The sequence below is a fragment of the Nocardia sp. NPDC052254 genome, from assembly GCF_040679495.1.
Taxonomy (GTDB): domain Bacteria; phylum Actinomycetota; class Actinomycetes; order Mycobacteriales; family Mycobacteriaceae; genus Nocardia.
In genome coordinates this window covers 369431-383126 of sequence record NZ_JBFAUW010000005.1, presented here as the reverse complement: position 1 = coordinate 383126, position 13696 = coordinate 369431, and the positions used below count along the sequence as shown (strand labels likewise).

The window sequence follows — 13696 nt, the reverse complement described above, 5'->3', positions numbered from 1 at the left end:
AGGGAGACGGCACAATCAGGTATCGCGAGCGAAGGCATGAAGCAGGTACTCGGTGTTGTGTGTGTGGTCCTGGAATGCGCTGACTGTTCCAGCGATGTGCGCTGACAGGCTCTGCGCTGCTCTGGTCCGGTCGTTGCAGCCCTGCTGAGCTTTGGGCATTGCATCGGCCAGTGCCAGCAGCACGTTGATGGCCGAGCCCGCGGACTCGGCTGGAGCGGCAGCCAACAGGCGCTGCGCTTCGAGCAGTTGGTCGTGTCCGCGGCGGTCCAGATTCTGCGCCGCTTCCGTCCCGTCGGCCCAAGCGGACAAGCTGTCGGCGACGCCGTGGGCGTTGGGGGCGGGATCGGCGGTGTGCTGGGTGAGTGCCTGCATCACGCGGATGGCGCTCGCGGCCGGCTGTGCGGTCCAGTGCGCGGGCAGGTTCTGCTGTTCGGCCGTTGCCAGGCTCGCGAGTTGGTCCAGGATGTTCCGGCCTGCTGCGGATTCGGCGGTAGCTCGCTCTTGCAACGACTCGGGCGAGCTCGGCAGCAATCCGGGCACCAGCGCCTGTCTGATCGCGAGGGCGATTACCTTTTGTGCGGACAGCGGATGCTGGAGTGCGCTGTCGATCAGGTCCGTGGCCTCGTGCAGCTGCGTGATTCTGTCTTGCAGCGGATCCTCGCCGGTGGCTCGCGGCGTCGCCGTGCCCCCGGAGTCGGGGCTTTTCGTGTTGCCGGGTTGCTGCGGTTCCGCCGCGGGATTCTGCCGCGCGGCCTTGTTCTGTGGCGGATCTTGTCCGATTGCCGCGAGCTGGGGCAGGGCATTCGCCGCCTCGGAATGTTCCGCGGCCGCGGGTACCGCCGCCAGGTCCTGCGGGGCGGTCACACCCGGGTGCGACTGCGGGGCGGTCACACCCGGCTGCAGCGTGTGGCTCACGCCTGGTTGCGGCGCCACGGCGGTCACACCCGGTTGTGGGTTGGTAGGCGATACCTCCGACCGCTCCGGCACGGGGGACACCCCTGGCTGCGTCGTTTCGCTCTCGACCGGGTCTTCGCCCTGGTGTGCCTGAGCGAGCCTGGTATGCAGCGAATCCCAGCTCTCCGTCACCCGGCAATCCTCACTTCTGAAGCGGGTGTACGCCACATGCGATGGCCTCCGGCCGCACGATCGCTACCTGACCACTGCGGTGTTTCTCCGTGCGCATTAGGGGTACTCCGTTGTGCCAGTAAGGGTATGCGGGTCGAAGTCGTCAAGGAAAAGCCCGACTTTCACTGGCGGGGACTCACCCATGGCCGACGTGTCGCCGAGCGTGATGGGCGCCTTCGCCGAGTTCGACCGCGCGCTCATCCTCGAACGTCAACGCGAAAACATCGCCGCCGCCAAGACCCGGGGGTCGCACCGGCCGCGGTCACCGTCGGGTGAGGGGTACCTCGGCGGCGACGCGGGTCAGCTTTTCCGGATTGCGCACGTAGTAGAGACCGATGATTCGAGCGGCTTCGACATGAACAGCGATGACACCGTCGATGACGCCGTCGGCACGGACGATGAGCGCCGGGTTGCCGTTGACGACGGTTGTCTCACCGGTGAGCTCGACCCCATGCTTGCCCGGGCCGCCGATGATGTAGCGCACCACTTTCTCGGCTCCGGTGACCGGATGCAGAGCGGCCCGCTTGACGCCGCCGCCGTCGCTGACCAGGACGACGTGCGGTGCGAGCACGTCGAGCAGTCCCTGCGGATCTCCGGTTTCGATCGCCTGCCGGAACGATTCCAGTGCTGCCCGAGTCTGGCTCGGGGACACCACCTCGCGGGGCCGGCGGGCGTCGACGTGCTTGCGGGCCCGGTAGGCGATCTGGCGAACGGCCGTCGGCGTCTTGTCGACGGCGTCCGCGATCTCGGCATAGTCGAGATCGAAGACCTCGCGCAGGACGAAGACAGCGCGCTCGGTCGGCGTGAGTGTCTCGAGAACGAGCATCAGCGCCATCGACATGCTTTCGGCGAGTTCGACGTCGTCGGCCACATCGGGTGCGGTGAGCATCGGTTCGGGAAGCCACGGGCCGACGTAGGACTCCTTGCGGCGGCTGAGAGTTCGCAGCCGGTTGAGCGTTTGGCGAGTGGTCATCCGGACCAGGTACGCGCGCCGTTCGCGCACCTGATCGAGGTCCACCTCGACCCACCGCAACCAGACGTCCTGCAGGACGTCCTCGGCATCGGCGGCCGATCCGAGCATCTCGTAGGCGACGGTGAACAGCAGGTCTCGATGCGCGATGAAAATATCGGTCGCGACATCGGCGGCGCGGCCTCGGCTCGGGCCCGTCGGCCGATCGTCAGGGGTCACGTTCACAGGATCCTCTTCTGGTCGTCGCCGTCGGACCGCAGCACCGGCGGGAGCGCCCGTGACGATAACGGAACGGCGGGTACGCGGGCTGCCGACCACGCACGGCGCAGCATCGTGCACCAGCCAGGTCACCAGCACGATGGACTGTTCGGTCAGGTCATGGCCGGCGCCGATCGGGCCGGTGCCGGCCATGAGCGGCCGGGTGGTGGGCCGCGTCAGCGGCCGGTGAGTGCCTTGTCGCGCTTGGCCCGCAACTTCTCCTGTCGATGCGTCTCATCGGTGGGAAAAGTGTGCGAACCCGGCTTGCCCGCTTCCTTGATCAGATGATCGATCGAGCTCTTGCAGGCGAATTCCTTGAGCTTGGTGCCCGCCCGTCCACTCACCCGGATCCCGATCGCGGTGTCGTCCTTGTCGGCGAGCTGGAACACCCCCAGACCGCGCCCGACGCTGACACACATCGCGTTCATCTTCAGATCGCGTAGCGACTCGGGTTGTTCGCCGGCGATCCGGGCGAGGATGGTGTCGGCTGCCTGCGCGCCCAGGCAGCCGGCGTTGTATGCGCTCATCCGGAACGGCATATCCGACGGCGCCGACGAATCACCGGCTGCGAAAACGCGTGCGTCGTCCACACTCGTCAAGGTCTCGTCGGTCAGCAGCCGACCGGCGGCGTCGGTGGTCAGCCCGCTGCGAGCGGCCAGGTCCGGCACCCCGAACCCAGCGGTCCACGCGGTCACCGCGCTCGGCAGTGCGCGTCCATCAGCGAGCCGCACGGTATCGCGGGTCGCCTCCATCACTTTCGTCTCGCCGCCCTCGAGCACATTCACCCCGAGCTTCGCCAACCGCTTGGCGACCGAGCGACGCCCCTTGGGATGCAGGTACGGGCCGAGCACCCCACCACATGCCAATGTCACGGAACGGCCCTGCTCTGCCAGTTCCCCCGCAACCTCGATACCGCTCGGACCGGCACCGACGACGATCACCGGCGCGGTGATCGGGGTGCTGTCGAGTACCGACCGCAATCGCTGCGCATGTTCCAGTGTCGCAATCGGATACGCGAACTCGGTCGCTCCGGGCACCGACAGGTCGGAGTTCGCGCTGCCGACCGCATAGACCAGGTAGTCGTAGCCGAGCATGCCGCCGCCGGCCAGCTCGACGCGGCGTACGTTCGCGTCGATTCGTGCCACCGTGTCGACCATCAGCCGAACTCGCTCGCTCAGGACCCTGTCATATCCCGCGACGGCGTCGTAGCCGCCGACGGCTGCCTGATGCAAACGAAGTCGCTCGACGAAACCCGGACGCGGGTTGATCAGGGTCACGCTGATGTCATCGCGCTGAGTGAGGCGGTTGGCCGCCATCACTCCGGCATATCCGCCGCCGATCACGACCACATCGATGTTGCCGGTCATGGTGTCTCTCCTTCGTTCGAGGGTTCGGGCATGAGACACCGGGCAGCCGCCGACCATAACAAACGAGTGGTGCGGATCACTGTGGACGGCCCGACGATGGCGTGGTCGGCACGCCCAGAGATGGTCCGGGGCCGAATACCCGTTACGGCAATTGCCATTTCAATTCGGGCACCTCGAACCGCGGGCCGGTGTCGCCGTGCAACTGGCGGTCGAGCCACCCGTCGATCACCGCGCGGCATATCGCGGTCGCGCGGTCCGGTTCGATCGTGCCGCACAGTTCCGGTGCGCCGCCCAGGCCGCACAGGTCGGTGGCCGAATAGTGTGCCGCTCCGGCGAGCGTCACGGCATCCGCCGCGGGTTGCCGGCGCGCATCCGCAGGCCATGGGTCGGTCAGCTGCAGCGCCAGCACCGGCCGATCGGTCACGGCGGGGCCGGTGACGCCGGGCCATCCGGCGGACGAATCGACCATCACCGCGTCGCGGATCCGTGAGTCGGCGCTCATGGCGTGTGCCGCGGTGAGTCCGCCATAGCTGTGCCCGAGCATCGCGACCCGCTGCAGGTCGACCATCGGCCCGACGACCGGCAACATCGGCAGGCGGTCGAGCACGAGGCGGGTGTCGGCCAGCCGGTCCTCGAGGCGAGCGCGCATGTACCCCGCCTCGTCCGGTCGAGTGCCTTTTCCGACAACGATCCGGCCGTCGGGGAACTCCACGGCCGGACTCTCACCGGTGTGGTCGATGACGATCACGATGTGGCCGCGCGAGGCGATTTCCGCGGCCAGTCCGGACAGGATCCATCGCGGTGTACCGAGGCCTGGCGACATCACGACAACCGCGAGGTGGCCGAGCGACACGTCGATCGGCGCACCCTCGGTGGCAGCGACCGTCGCGGCCACCATTGTCACCGCGGCACTCGGCGTGTGCATCCACTGTGCGGCCAGGCCAGCGATCTCGACCGCGGCAATCGGTCCCGTCGCCGGAATGTAGGCGGCCGTGCCGACCACCGTGGTCGGGTACCAGGCCGACACCATGACATCGCGATCGCCGTCGTCGAGCTCGGCCTCGGCGCGGCCGACCGGGTGCGCGCCGGCGGGTGCGACGACAGGGGCGGGAAGCGGTGCGCACGGGCATCCGCCGGCCCCTCCGGCGCCCATGCACAACAGGGCGACGGTCGCGAGTCCGACGGCGATCAGGCGGCGGGTGATCACAGGACCCTCTCCCACGAGGCGCGGCCGACGACGCACCACACGCGGACGCGGCACGATTTGCCGCCGTATCGCAACGTGGGCAGTTCAGGCTGCCATCAAGATCTCCGCGACCGGCCGGCGTGCACGCAAGTGCGATGCCAGGGTGGCGCAAGAGCACGGTGTGAGGGTTGCCGGTATGACATGGGACAGCGGCGGTCGAGGCGACGGGAAGACCGTTCTGGTGACCGGCGCCAGCGCGGGTATTGGATATTTCGCCGCGGAGCAACTCGCGGCCGAGGGCGCCACCGTTGTGCTGAGCTGTCGCGACACCACCAAGGCCGATCTCGCGATACGCGCGATCCGCGCACGGGTTCCGGCGGCTCGACTGCTGTCGGTGCGCTCGGACCTCGCGGATCTGTCCTCACTGCCCGCGACGGTGGACGCCCTCGGCGTCGAATGCCTGGACGCGGTCGTGCTCAATGCCGGAGTACTGCTGTCGGAACCTGAACGCCGCGTGAATGCCCAGGGGCACGAATTGATGTTCGCGACAAACCATCTCGGGCACTTCGCGCTGGTCGCTCACCTGGCGCCGATGCTGACGGCCGCTCCGCACAGCCGGGTGATCACGGTCGGCAGCTTCGCCGCCCGGTCGGAACTGCTGGATCTCGGCGATCTGCAATCGGAGCGCGACTATCGGCCCAAGCGCACCTACGGGCGATCGAAACTGGCTCAGATGCTGTTCGGTTTCGAATTGAATCGCCGACTGGCCGCACAGGGTGCCGACATCGCCAGCATCGTCGTCCATCCTGGTGGCGCGCTGGATGCACTGACCCCGTCGCGTCCACCACTGTTCGTCCGCACCACCGCGCAACGTCTGCGCGGGTTACCGGCAGGCGTTGCGCTGCACGGCAAACACGCCGGCGCCGCCGGTATCGTCCGGGCAGTTCTGGACACCGAGGTCGCCGGTGGGCAACTGTGGGGGCCACGGATTTTCGGCCTCCGTGGCCGACCACACCGCGAAACACCGCACGCGCACATGACCGACCTCGAGGTCGCCGACCGGCTCTGGGCCGCCAGCGCCGACCTCACCGGCGTGGATCCGCTGCGGCGTCCGGCCCGCCGGGACCACCGCCGCTGACGCACCCGAATCGCGTCGTCGACGATGACATGGCGTCCATCGCCCGGGTGGAATTCGTGGCCGATGCTCGGGGCGATTGTGGTTGGATTTCTTTCGGCTGCGGGGACCGCGGTGACGATCGTTCGATGACCACATCGCGTGTGGCTGTCCGCAGTCCGCCCGGCTGGATCTCGCGCCGGGGGGAGTGCATGAGGAACCGTGCGCATCGAGCGCCCCGGTGGCAGTGCACCGAGTACCGAACGCGACCATGAGGAGAGCGGTATCAATGACCGAGCCCGAAATCGAACGCCGAGAAGCACCATCATCGGCCGGTCCGGTCGTCGGTGCGAGCGCCGCGGCCGAGCCCGGCAGCTGCGTGATCGATCCGCGGACCGCGCGATGAGCGTTCGGTCCGGGCGCTTCCACACGATCTACGACCCGAGCGTCGGCGAATCGCAACCTTGGTACATCAACGACCACACCATCGTTCGTGACGAATCGGGCCGCTGGCATCTGTTCGGCATCACCCACACCGAACCGGCGGATCCGTTCGACGAAATCGAATTCGCCCACGCCACCGCCGACGACCTGCACGGCCCGTGGACCAAACACCGTCCGGCGTTGACCGTGGACCGCGACTACGGCGAGACGCATCTGTGGGCGCCGTACGTGATCCGCGCGGACGGGCGTTACCACATGTTCTACGCGGGCGGCGGCGAGGACCGTACGGCGGCGTCGATCTGCGTGGCCACCTCCGGCGATCTGTTCGAGTGGACGCGTGAGCCGAACGGGCCGGTGTTCCGCGACGGGTACGACGCCCGCGATCCCATGGTTGCCTGGATCGACGACCGCTGGGTGATGTACTACGCGGCAACGAGTTCACCGACCGGCGGCAACTATGTGGTCGCGTACCGCACGAGCACCGATCTGCGCACCTGGAGCGAGCGGCGGATCGCGTTCACCGACCCCACCTCGGGAACGGAGGCGGGTAACACCGAGTCCCCGTTCGTCCTGTGCCACAACGGTTCCTGGTATCTGTTCATCGGTCCGCGCCCCGATTACGTCGGGACCGACGTGTTCCGAAGCGACAGCCCCTACCACTTCCGGATCGACGACCGTGCCGGCCACATCGCCGCTCACGCCGCCGAAGTGATCGACGACGGCGATCTGTGGATCACCAGTTGCGGCTGGGGACAGGGCGGAGTGTCGCTGGCAGCCCTCGAGATCGGGAGAACTCCACCGAGAACCGCGCCCTGAGTGATATGTCTAGGCGAGTAGTCCGACCGTTCGTCTCTTGGAGGGATCCGGCGTGGCACGTATCGGGGTTATCAGCATTTCCGACGGACGCGACTATGTGCACGACGGCATAGCCGAGTTCATCCGTACCAACGAAGACCGGCTCGTCGCCGAATTGAACTCCGCCGGACATGAGGTGGTGCGCGGCTCCGCGCCGGTCAGCACCAACACCCTCGCCGTCTCGGTGGCCCGCGAAGTCGCCTCGGCCGGAGTCGATCTCACGGTGCTGCATTACGCGGTGTGGGCGTTCCCGCACTTCACCATGCTCGTCCAGGGAGCGACGCCGGGAGCGCTACTGCTGCTGTCCAATATCGATCCGGTGCAGCCCGGAATGGTCGGGATGCTGGCGGCCGGGGGAGCGCTGGATCAGATCGGCCGCACGCACACCCGGCTGTGGGGCGATCCGGCCGATCCGGAGCTGATCGCGAAGATCGGCGTGCAGGCGGTGGCGGCGTCGGCGGTGTCGAGTTTGCGTGGCTCGACGTTCGGCCGGTTCGGTGGCCGGCCGATGGGGATGAACACCGCCGTCGCGAATACCGATCAGTGGCAACGCATTTTCGGCGTCGACGTCGAGGAGATCGACCAGTGGGAGATCGTGCGCCGCGCGGAGCTGGCCGACGCTGCCGAGGTCGCCAAGGCCCGGACATGGCTGGAGGAGACCACCGCGGGCGTGCATTACGACGGTGACAAACTCACTCCCGAGCTGCTGGAGCGCCAGATTCGTTCCTACCTCGCGGTACGCGAGCTGATCGACGAATGGAATATCGACTTCTCGGGCATCAAGGGGCAGCCCGAGCTCACCCAGTATTTCGCCACGATGGACATCACCGAGGCGTTCCTCAACGACCCGTACGACTGGAACGGTCCGAAGCCGACCCATGTGTGCGCGACCGAGGCGGACATGGACGGCGCGCTGACCATGCAACTGCTCAAGCAGATCTCGAAAACGCCGGTGCTGTTCGCCGATGTCCGCCACTACCACGCGGACCGCGACATCTGGGATCTGTGCAACTCCGGCCAGCACGCCACCTGGTTCGCCGCTCGCAGCGACGATCCGGCGGAGAACCTGTCCCGGGTGCATCTGTTCCCCGAGGTGTTCTTCTTCCCGGCCGGTGGCGCTTCCGTGCACCATCTCGCGGCACCGGGGCAGATGACTTTCGGACGGCTCACCCGCAACGACGGCAACTATCGAATGCAGTTGATGCTCGGTGATTTCGAGACCTACGACGAGGCCACCAACGACGAGCTGATGCGCCAGTCGACCCGCGAATGGCCGCACGCGTTCGCGCGACTGGACGCTCGTGCCGAGGATTTCCTGTCCCGGTTCGGCGCCAACCACATCCACGCGGTGCCCGGCGACCATCGCGGGACCGTGCGTGCCGCCTGTGATCTGCTGGGTGTCACCGTGGACGAATTCACGCGCTGAGCCATGTTCATCGGAATCGACATCGGCACGTCGGGTTCCAAGGGCGTGCTCACCGACACCGACGGCGCGGTCCTCGCGCGGGCCGAGCGTCCGCACGAGGTGTCGGCGCCGCGACCGGGCTGGGTCGAACACGACGCGGAAACCGTGTGGTGGGCCGACTTCGTCGCCATCGCTCGCGAACTCGTCGATGCCGCCGCCGGCGCGCGGCTGGACGGGCTCGGCATCAGCGGTATCGGCCCGTGCCTGCTGCCCGCCGACGCGCAGGGAAATCCGTTACGACCGGCGATCCTGTACGGCGTCGACACCCGGGCAGGAGTCGAAATAGCCGAGCTGACAGCCGAATTGGGCGCGGCAGCGGTGCTCGAACGGGCCGGATCGCCGCTCACCAGCCAGGCCGTCGGACCGAAGTTGCGCTGGCTGGCGCGGCACGAGCCACAGGTATACGAGCGAACCCGCATGCTGCTCATGGCGAGTTCCTTCCTCGTGTACCGGTTGACCGGGCGATACGTGCTCGACCATCAGTCGGCGAGCCAGTGCGTGCCCATGTACGACCTGCGCGGGAGGCAATGGGCACGCGACTGGGCCGAGCAGTGCGCTCCGGGCCTGGCCCTGCCCGAACTCGCCTGGCCCACCGAGATTGTCGGCCGGGTGAACGCGGAAGGTGCGGCCGCGACCGGCCTTCCGGAGGGACTGCCGGTCACCACCGGCACCGTCGACGCGTGGGCCGAGGCCGCCAGCGTCGGCGTGCGCGCTCCCGGTGATGCGATGGTCATGTACGGCACCACGATGTTCCTGGTCCAGATCCTCACCGAACCGCGTCCACATCCCGGCCTGTGGGGCACCTGCGGCGCATGGCCGGACACCTATTCGCTCGCGGCGGGAATGGCGACATCCGGTGCGGTCACCGATTGGCTGCGCCGTCTGGTCGGGGGAGATTTCGGCGACCTGGTCGTCGAGGCGGGCACGGTCCCGGCGGGTAGTCGGGGCCTGCTGATGCTGCCGTACTTCGCCGGTGAGCGAACCCCGCTGTTCGATCCCGATGCCCGGGGCACGGTCGCCGGTCTCACCACGAGCCACGGCCGCGGCGAGCTGTATCGCGCCGCGCTGGAAGGAACCGCGTACGGGGTGCGGCACAATCTGGAGGCCATGTCCGACGCCGGAGGTCGTGCTCGTCGGCTGGTCGCGGTCGGGGGTGGTACCAAAGGTGGCCTGTGGACCCGGATCGTGTCCGATGTGACAGGGCTGGCGCAGGAACTACCGGCGGAAACCGTCGGCGCCTGCCTCGGCGACGCCATGCTGGCCGCCACGGCCTCCGGAGTCGACACCTCCGAGTGGAACCCGGTGACCTCGATCGTCGAGCCGGACGCCGAGCGGCAGGCGATCTACGACCGGTACTACCGGCGCTATCGCGAACTCTACGAATCGACGGTGGATATCGCGCATTTCCTTGCCGCGGAACAACACAGGACGGCGGATCATGGCTGAACTCTGGCGACTCGACCAGGCACGCACCCGCTCGATCAGCCCGGAGAACCCGACCGGCGCCCCGGGAGCGGGCGGTCGAGCCGACACCGGCACCGGCTCGCAGGCGGCACGCGATCTCGGTGTGGGGTGGAAGGTGTCACCGTCGATCGATCTGGCGGCCGGTACCACCGCGACCCTGGCCGACGTGTCCGGACCGGGAGTGATCCGGCACTTCTGGCTGACCACCGACCGCACCGTGCTACGCCGGTTGATCCTGAACTTCACCTGGGACGACGATTCGCAGCCGTCGATCGACGTGCCGCTGGGCGACTTCTTCTGCAACGGCTGGGACGAGCTGGCGCTGGTCAGCTCGGAGATGGTGGTGGTCGCGCCCGCGGGCGGCCTGAACAGCTACTGGCCCATGCCTTTTCGGCAGCGAGCCCGCGTCACGTTGCACAACCCGACCGACCTGTCGGTGCCGGTCTACTACCAGCTCACCTACGACGAGACCGAAGTGGGGCAGGACGCCGGCTACCTGCACTGCCAACGGCGACAGAGCAATCCGCTGGGCACCCCGGCGGTGCACACCATCGTCGACGAGGTGCGCGGCCGTGGGCACTACGTCGGCACCTATCTCGCGATCGCACCGAACGCGCCGGGCTGGTGGGGCGAGGGCGAGGTCAAGTTCCATCTCGATGACGACGACGAGTTCCCGACGATCTGTGGCACCGGCACCGAGGACTATTTCGGCGGCGCCTGGAACTTCGACCTCGACGGCGCCTACCGCGACTACTCCAGCCCCTATCTCGGCCTGCACCAGGTACTTCCGCACGACGAGATCTACACGCCGAAACAACGGTTCGGCATGTACCGCTGGCACGTCCGCGACCCGATCCGCTTCCACCGGGAGCTGCGCGTCACGCTACAAGCGCTCGGCTGGCAGGACGAGGATACGAACGCACGGTATCTGCCATTGGCCGACGCCGATGTCGCCACCACCGCGTGGTGGTACCAGGAAAGGGGACTGTGAATGCGCGCGTTGGTGATCGAGAAACCCGGCGAGTACTCGGTGCAGACCATTCCCGATCCGACGCCCGGCCCGGGCGAGGTGGTCGTTCAGGTTGCGGCGGTGGGGATCTGCGGGACCGACATCCACATCGTCGAAGGCGAATTCCCGCCCACGCCGTACCCGATAGTCCCCGGCCACGAGTTCTGCGGCGTGATCGCCGACGGTCCGAGGAGCGGGGCGAAGGTGGCCGTGGACCCGTCGCTGTTCTGCGGTGCCTGCCACTACTGCCGGATCGGCCGAGGCAACCTGTGCCAGCGATGGGGCGCGATCGGTGACACGGTGAATGGCGCCATGGCCGAATACGTCTCGGTCCCGGAGGCCAACTGCTACCCGCTGCCCGACGATCTGCCCGCCTCGCACGGCGCGCTGGTGGAACCGCTGTCGTGCGCGGTACACGGATTCGATGGGCTACCAAGAACATTGGGCGCGCATCATCTGATCTACGGCGCGGGCACCATGGGGCTGATGATGCTGCAACTCGCGGTGACCGCGGGCGCGACCTCGGTATCGGTGGTGGACCTCAACACCGACCGGTTGCAGGTCGCCCGCACACTCGGCGCCGACGCGGTCGCCACCAACGCCGACGAATTCGACCGCCCACAAGGCTGGGAAGTCGTCATCGACTGCACCGGAGCGATCCCCGCGATCGAAGACGGCCTGACCCGCGTCCGTCGCGGCGGCACCTACCAACAGTTCGGTGTCGCCCCCGGCGACGCGACGGCCTCCTTCTCACCCTTCCGCATCTACAACGACGAAATCACCGTCGTCGGCTCGATGGCAGTGGTCCACAGCTTCGGCCGCGCCGTCGACCTCATGTGCAAGGGCGCGATCGACGCCGACACCATGGTCACCCACACCTTCGGCCTCGGCCAGTTCTCGGAAGCGTTGCAGGCGTTCCGCGACGGGATCGGCCGCAAGATCCAGATCGCCCCGCGCGGATAGATGGCGACCGTCGCCGGAGTGGACAGCTCCACCCAATCCTGCAAGGTCGTGGTCTGCGACGCGGACAGCGGTGCGGTGTTGGCCCGGGGGCAGGCACCGCACCCGGACGGCACCGAGGTGCCGCCCGAGGCATGGTGGACCGCGTTGCAGCAGGCGGGGGAGGGGTTGCTCGACCATGTCGAGGCGGTGTCGATCGCCGGCCAGCAGCACGGACTGGTGGCACTCGACGACTCGCACCGCCCGGTGCGAGATGCCCTGCTGTGGAATGATATCCGGTCCGCCGGGGCGGCCGACGACCTCGTCGCTGAGCTGGGCGGGCCGCAGGCATGGCTGGACGCGGTGGGGAGTGTCCCGGTCGCCGCGTTCACCGCCGCGAAGCTGCGCTGGATGGCCGACCACGAGCCCGGGCTCGCCGACCGGGTCACCCGAGTGATGCTGCCGCACGACTACCTCACCTGGCGGCTGCGTGGCGGTGATGATGTCCTGCCGACCACCGATCGCAGTGATGCCTCGGGCACCGGATACTGGTCGGCGGTGGAGGACAGGTATCGAGAAGACCTGCTGACCAATGCCTTTCGAGGTCGAAGCCCGGAGCTTCCGACGGTGCTGGCTCCGTCCGAGAGTGCCGGACGGACCGCATCGGGCGCGCTCGTCGCCGCAGGCGCGGGGGACAACGCGGCAGCGGCACTCGGACTCGGGATCGGCGACGGTGACGTGGTGATCTCCCTGGGCACCAGCGGCACCGCGTTCGCACGGACATCCCAGCTGCACACCGACCCGTTCGTCAACGGATTCGCCGACGCCACAGGACAATTCCTGCCACTGGTGTGCACACTCAACGCCGCCCGCGTACTCGAGGCAGCGGCCACAGCCCTGGGAATCCCGCTGAGCGAACTCGACATGCTGGCCCGCCAGGCCCCACCAGGCGCCGACGGCCTCGTACTGCTGCCATACCTGTCCGGCGAACGCACCCCGAACCTCCCGCATGCGACAGGCAGTCTGCACGGATTGCGCGCGGAGACAATGCGACCCGCCCACCTGGCCCGGGCCGCAGTGGAAGGAATGCTGTGCAATATGGCCGACGCGCTCGACCGACTCCGGGTGGGCAGCGCGACGCCCCGACGAGTGCTGCTGATCGGGGGCGCGTCGCGTTCGGCGTTCGTCGCCGAGACCGCCGCACAGATCTTCGCCGCGGCGGTGACCGTGCCGGAGCCGGAGGAGTACGTCGCACTCGGTGCGGCGCGGCAGGCCGCGTGGGCGCTGCGTGGCGGCACCGAACCACCGCGGTGGCCTGGCGTCGCGACCATCGATGTTCCGGCGACCGATGACGGTACTGTGAGCGCAGGGATCCGCAGCGTTTATGCGCAGGCCCGAGAGTCTTTGTACGGCAGCTGAACCCATGCCGCCGACCGCCGAGGCGGAGTTCGCCACCGAGCATGGCCGAAGATGCTGCCACCAGCAGACACCGAAATCATC

Annotated in this window: 11 protein-coding genes and 1 pseudogene; 8 read left to right on the top strand and 4 right to left on the bottom strand. The window is 67.9% G+C overall.

The annotated features are described in order from the left end of the window. Nucleotides 1-15: 15 nt before the first annotated feature. The gene (locus tag AB0L57_RS16230) at nucleotides 16-1086 is read right to left on the bottom strand and encodes a hypothetical protein (RefSeq protein WP_364962104.1); all 1071 of its coding nucleotides are present in this window, start codon (nucleotides 1084-1086) and stop codon (nucleotides 16-18) included. A 120-nt stretch (nucleotides 1087-1206) separates the two neighbouring features. Between AB0L57_RS16230 and AB0L57_RS16225 the strand changes: the two are divergent. Next, nucleotides 1207-1387: pseudogene (locus tag AB0L57_RS16225) on the top strand (recombinase family protein); the annotation flags it as partial. Here the strand turns inward: AB0L57_RS16225 and AB0L57_RS16220 are convergent. The 3 genes from AB0L57_RS16220 to AB0L57_RS16210 all read right to left on the bottom strand — a co-directional run bounded on the left by AB0L57_RS16220 (nucleotide 1388) and on the right by AB0L57_RS16210 (nucleotide 4927). Then, nucleotides 1388-2314, bottom strand: coding sequence for an RNA polymerase sigma-70 factor (locus AB0L57_RS16220; RefSeq protein ID WP_364962102.1), 927 nt, complete (start codon nucleotides 2312-2314; stop codon nucleotides 1388-1390). A 215-nt stretch (nucleotides 2315-2529) separates the two neighbouring features. Next, entirely contained in the window at nucleotides 2530-3720 is a 1191-nt protein-coding gene (locus AB0L57_RS16215; protein WP_364962100.1) for an FAD-dependent oxidoreductase, read from the bottom strand. A gap of 142 nt (nucleotides 3721-3862) precedes the next feature. Further along, nucleotides 3863-4927, bottom strand: coding sequence for a hypothetical protein (locus AB0L57_RS16210; RefSeq protein WP_364962097.1), 1065 nt, complete (start codon nucleotides 4925-4927; stop codon nucleotides 3863-3865). A gap of 175 nt (nucleotides 4928-5102) precedes the next feature. Between AB0L57_RS16210 and AB0L57_RS16205 the strand changes: the two genes are divergently transcribed. The 7 genes from AB0L57_RS16205 to xylB all read left to right on the top strand — a co-directional run bounded on the left by AB0L57_RS16205 (nucleotide 5103) and on the right by xylB (nucleotide 13615). Next, nucleotides 5103-6044 carry an SDR family NAD(P)-dependent oxidoreductase gene (locus AB0L57_RS16205; protein WP_364962095.1) on the top strand — a complete coding sequence of 314 codons (942 nt, stop codon included), beginning with the start codon at nucleotides 5103-5105 and terminating at the stop codon, nucleotides 6042-6044. Nucleotides 6045-6422: 378 nt separating this feature from the next. Further along, on the top strand, nucleotides 6423-7280 hold the full coding sequence (locus AB0L57_RS16200; protein ID WP_364962093.1) for a family 43 glycosylhydrolase: 858 nt from the start codon (nucleotides 6423-6425) through the stop codon (nucleotides 7278-7280). A 52-nt stretch (nucleotides 7281-7332) separates the two neighbouring features. After that, entirely contained in the window at nucleotides 7333-8745 is a 1413-nt protein-coding gene (locus tag AB0L57_RS16195) for an L-fucose/L-arabinose isomerase family protein (protein WP_364962090.1), read from the top strand. A 3-nt stretch (nucleotides 8746-8748) separates the two neighbouring features. Next, nucleotides 8749-10230: an FGGY-family carbohydrate kinase gene (locus AB0L57_RS16190; protein WP_364962087.1), complete on the top strand. Its 1482-nt coding sequence runs from the start codon at nucleotides 8749-8751 to the stop codon at nucleotides 10228-10230. Further along, nucleotides 10223-11239 (top strand): glycoside hydrolase family 172 protein, encoded by a 1017-nt coding sequence (locus AB0L57_RS16185; protein ID WP_364962083.1) that lies wholly within the window; start codon nucleotides 10223-10225, stop codon nucleotides 11237-11239. The genes AB0L57_RS16190 and AB0L57_RS16185 overlap by 8 nt, the downstream gene beginning before the upstream one ends. Then, nucleotides 11240-12220: a zinc-dependent alcohol dehydrogenase family protein gene (locus AB0L57_RS16180; protein WP_364962081.1), complete on the top strand. Its 981-nt coding sequence runs from the start codon at nucleotides 11240-11242 to the stop codon at nucleotides 12218-12220. Beyond that, on the top strand, nucleotides 12221-13615 hold the full coding sequence (gene xylB / locus AB0L57_RS16175; protein ID WP_364962078.1) for a xylulokinase: 1395 nt from the start codon (nucleotides 12221-12223) through the stop codon (nucleotides 13613-13615). Nucleotides 13616-13696: the final 81 nt, after the last annotated feature.

What these genes read in the sequence shown, in the direction of transcription:
- AB0L57_RS16180 (WP_364962081.1), top strand. Translation starts at nt 11,240, where the DNA reads ATGCGCGCGTTGGTGATCGAGAAACCCGGCGAGTACTCGGTGCAGACC.
- AB0L57_RS16185 (WP_364962083.1), top strand. Translation starts at nt 10,223, where the DNA reads ATGGCTGAACTCTGGCGACTCGACCAGGCACGCACCCGCTCGATCAGC.
- AB0L57_RS16205 (WP_364962095.1), top strand. Translation starts at nt 5,103, where the DNA reads ATGACATGGGACAGCGGCGGTCGAGGCGACGGGAAGACCGTTCTGGTG.
- AB0L57_RS16190 (WP_364962087.1), top strand. Translation starts at nt 8,749, where the DNA reads ATGTTCATCGGAATCGACATCGGCACGTCGGGTTCCAAGGGCGTGCTC.
- xylB (WP_364962078.1), top strand. Translation starts at nt 12,221, where the DNA reads ATGGCGACCGTCGCCGGAGTGGACAGCTCCACCCAATCCTGCAAGGTC.
- AB0L57_RS16200 (WP_364962093.1), top strand. Translation starts at nt 6,423, where the DNA reads ATGAGCGTTCGGTCCGGGCGCTTCCACACGATCTACGACCCGAGCGTC.
- AB0L57_RS16215 (WP_364962100.1), bottom strand. Translation starts at nt 3,720, where the DNA reads ATGACCGGCAACATCGATGTGGTCGTGATCGGCGGCGGATATGCCGGA.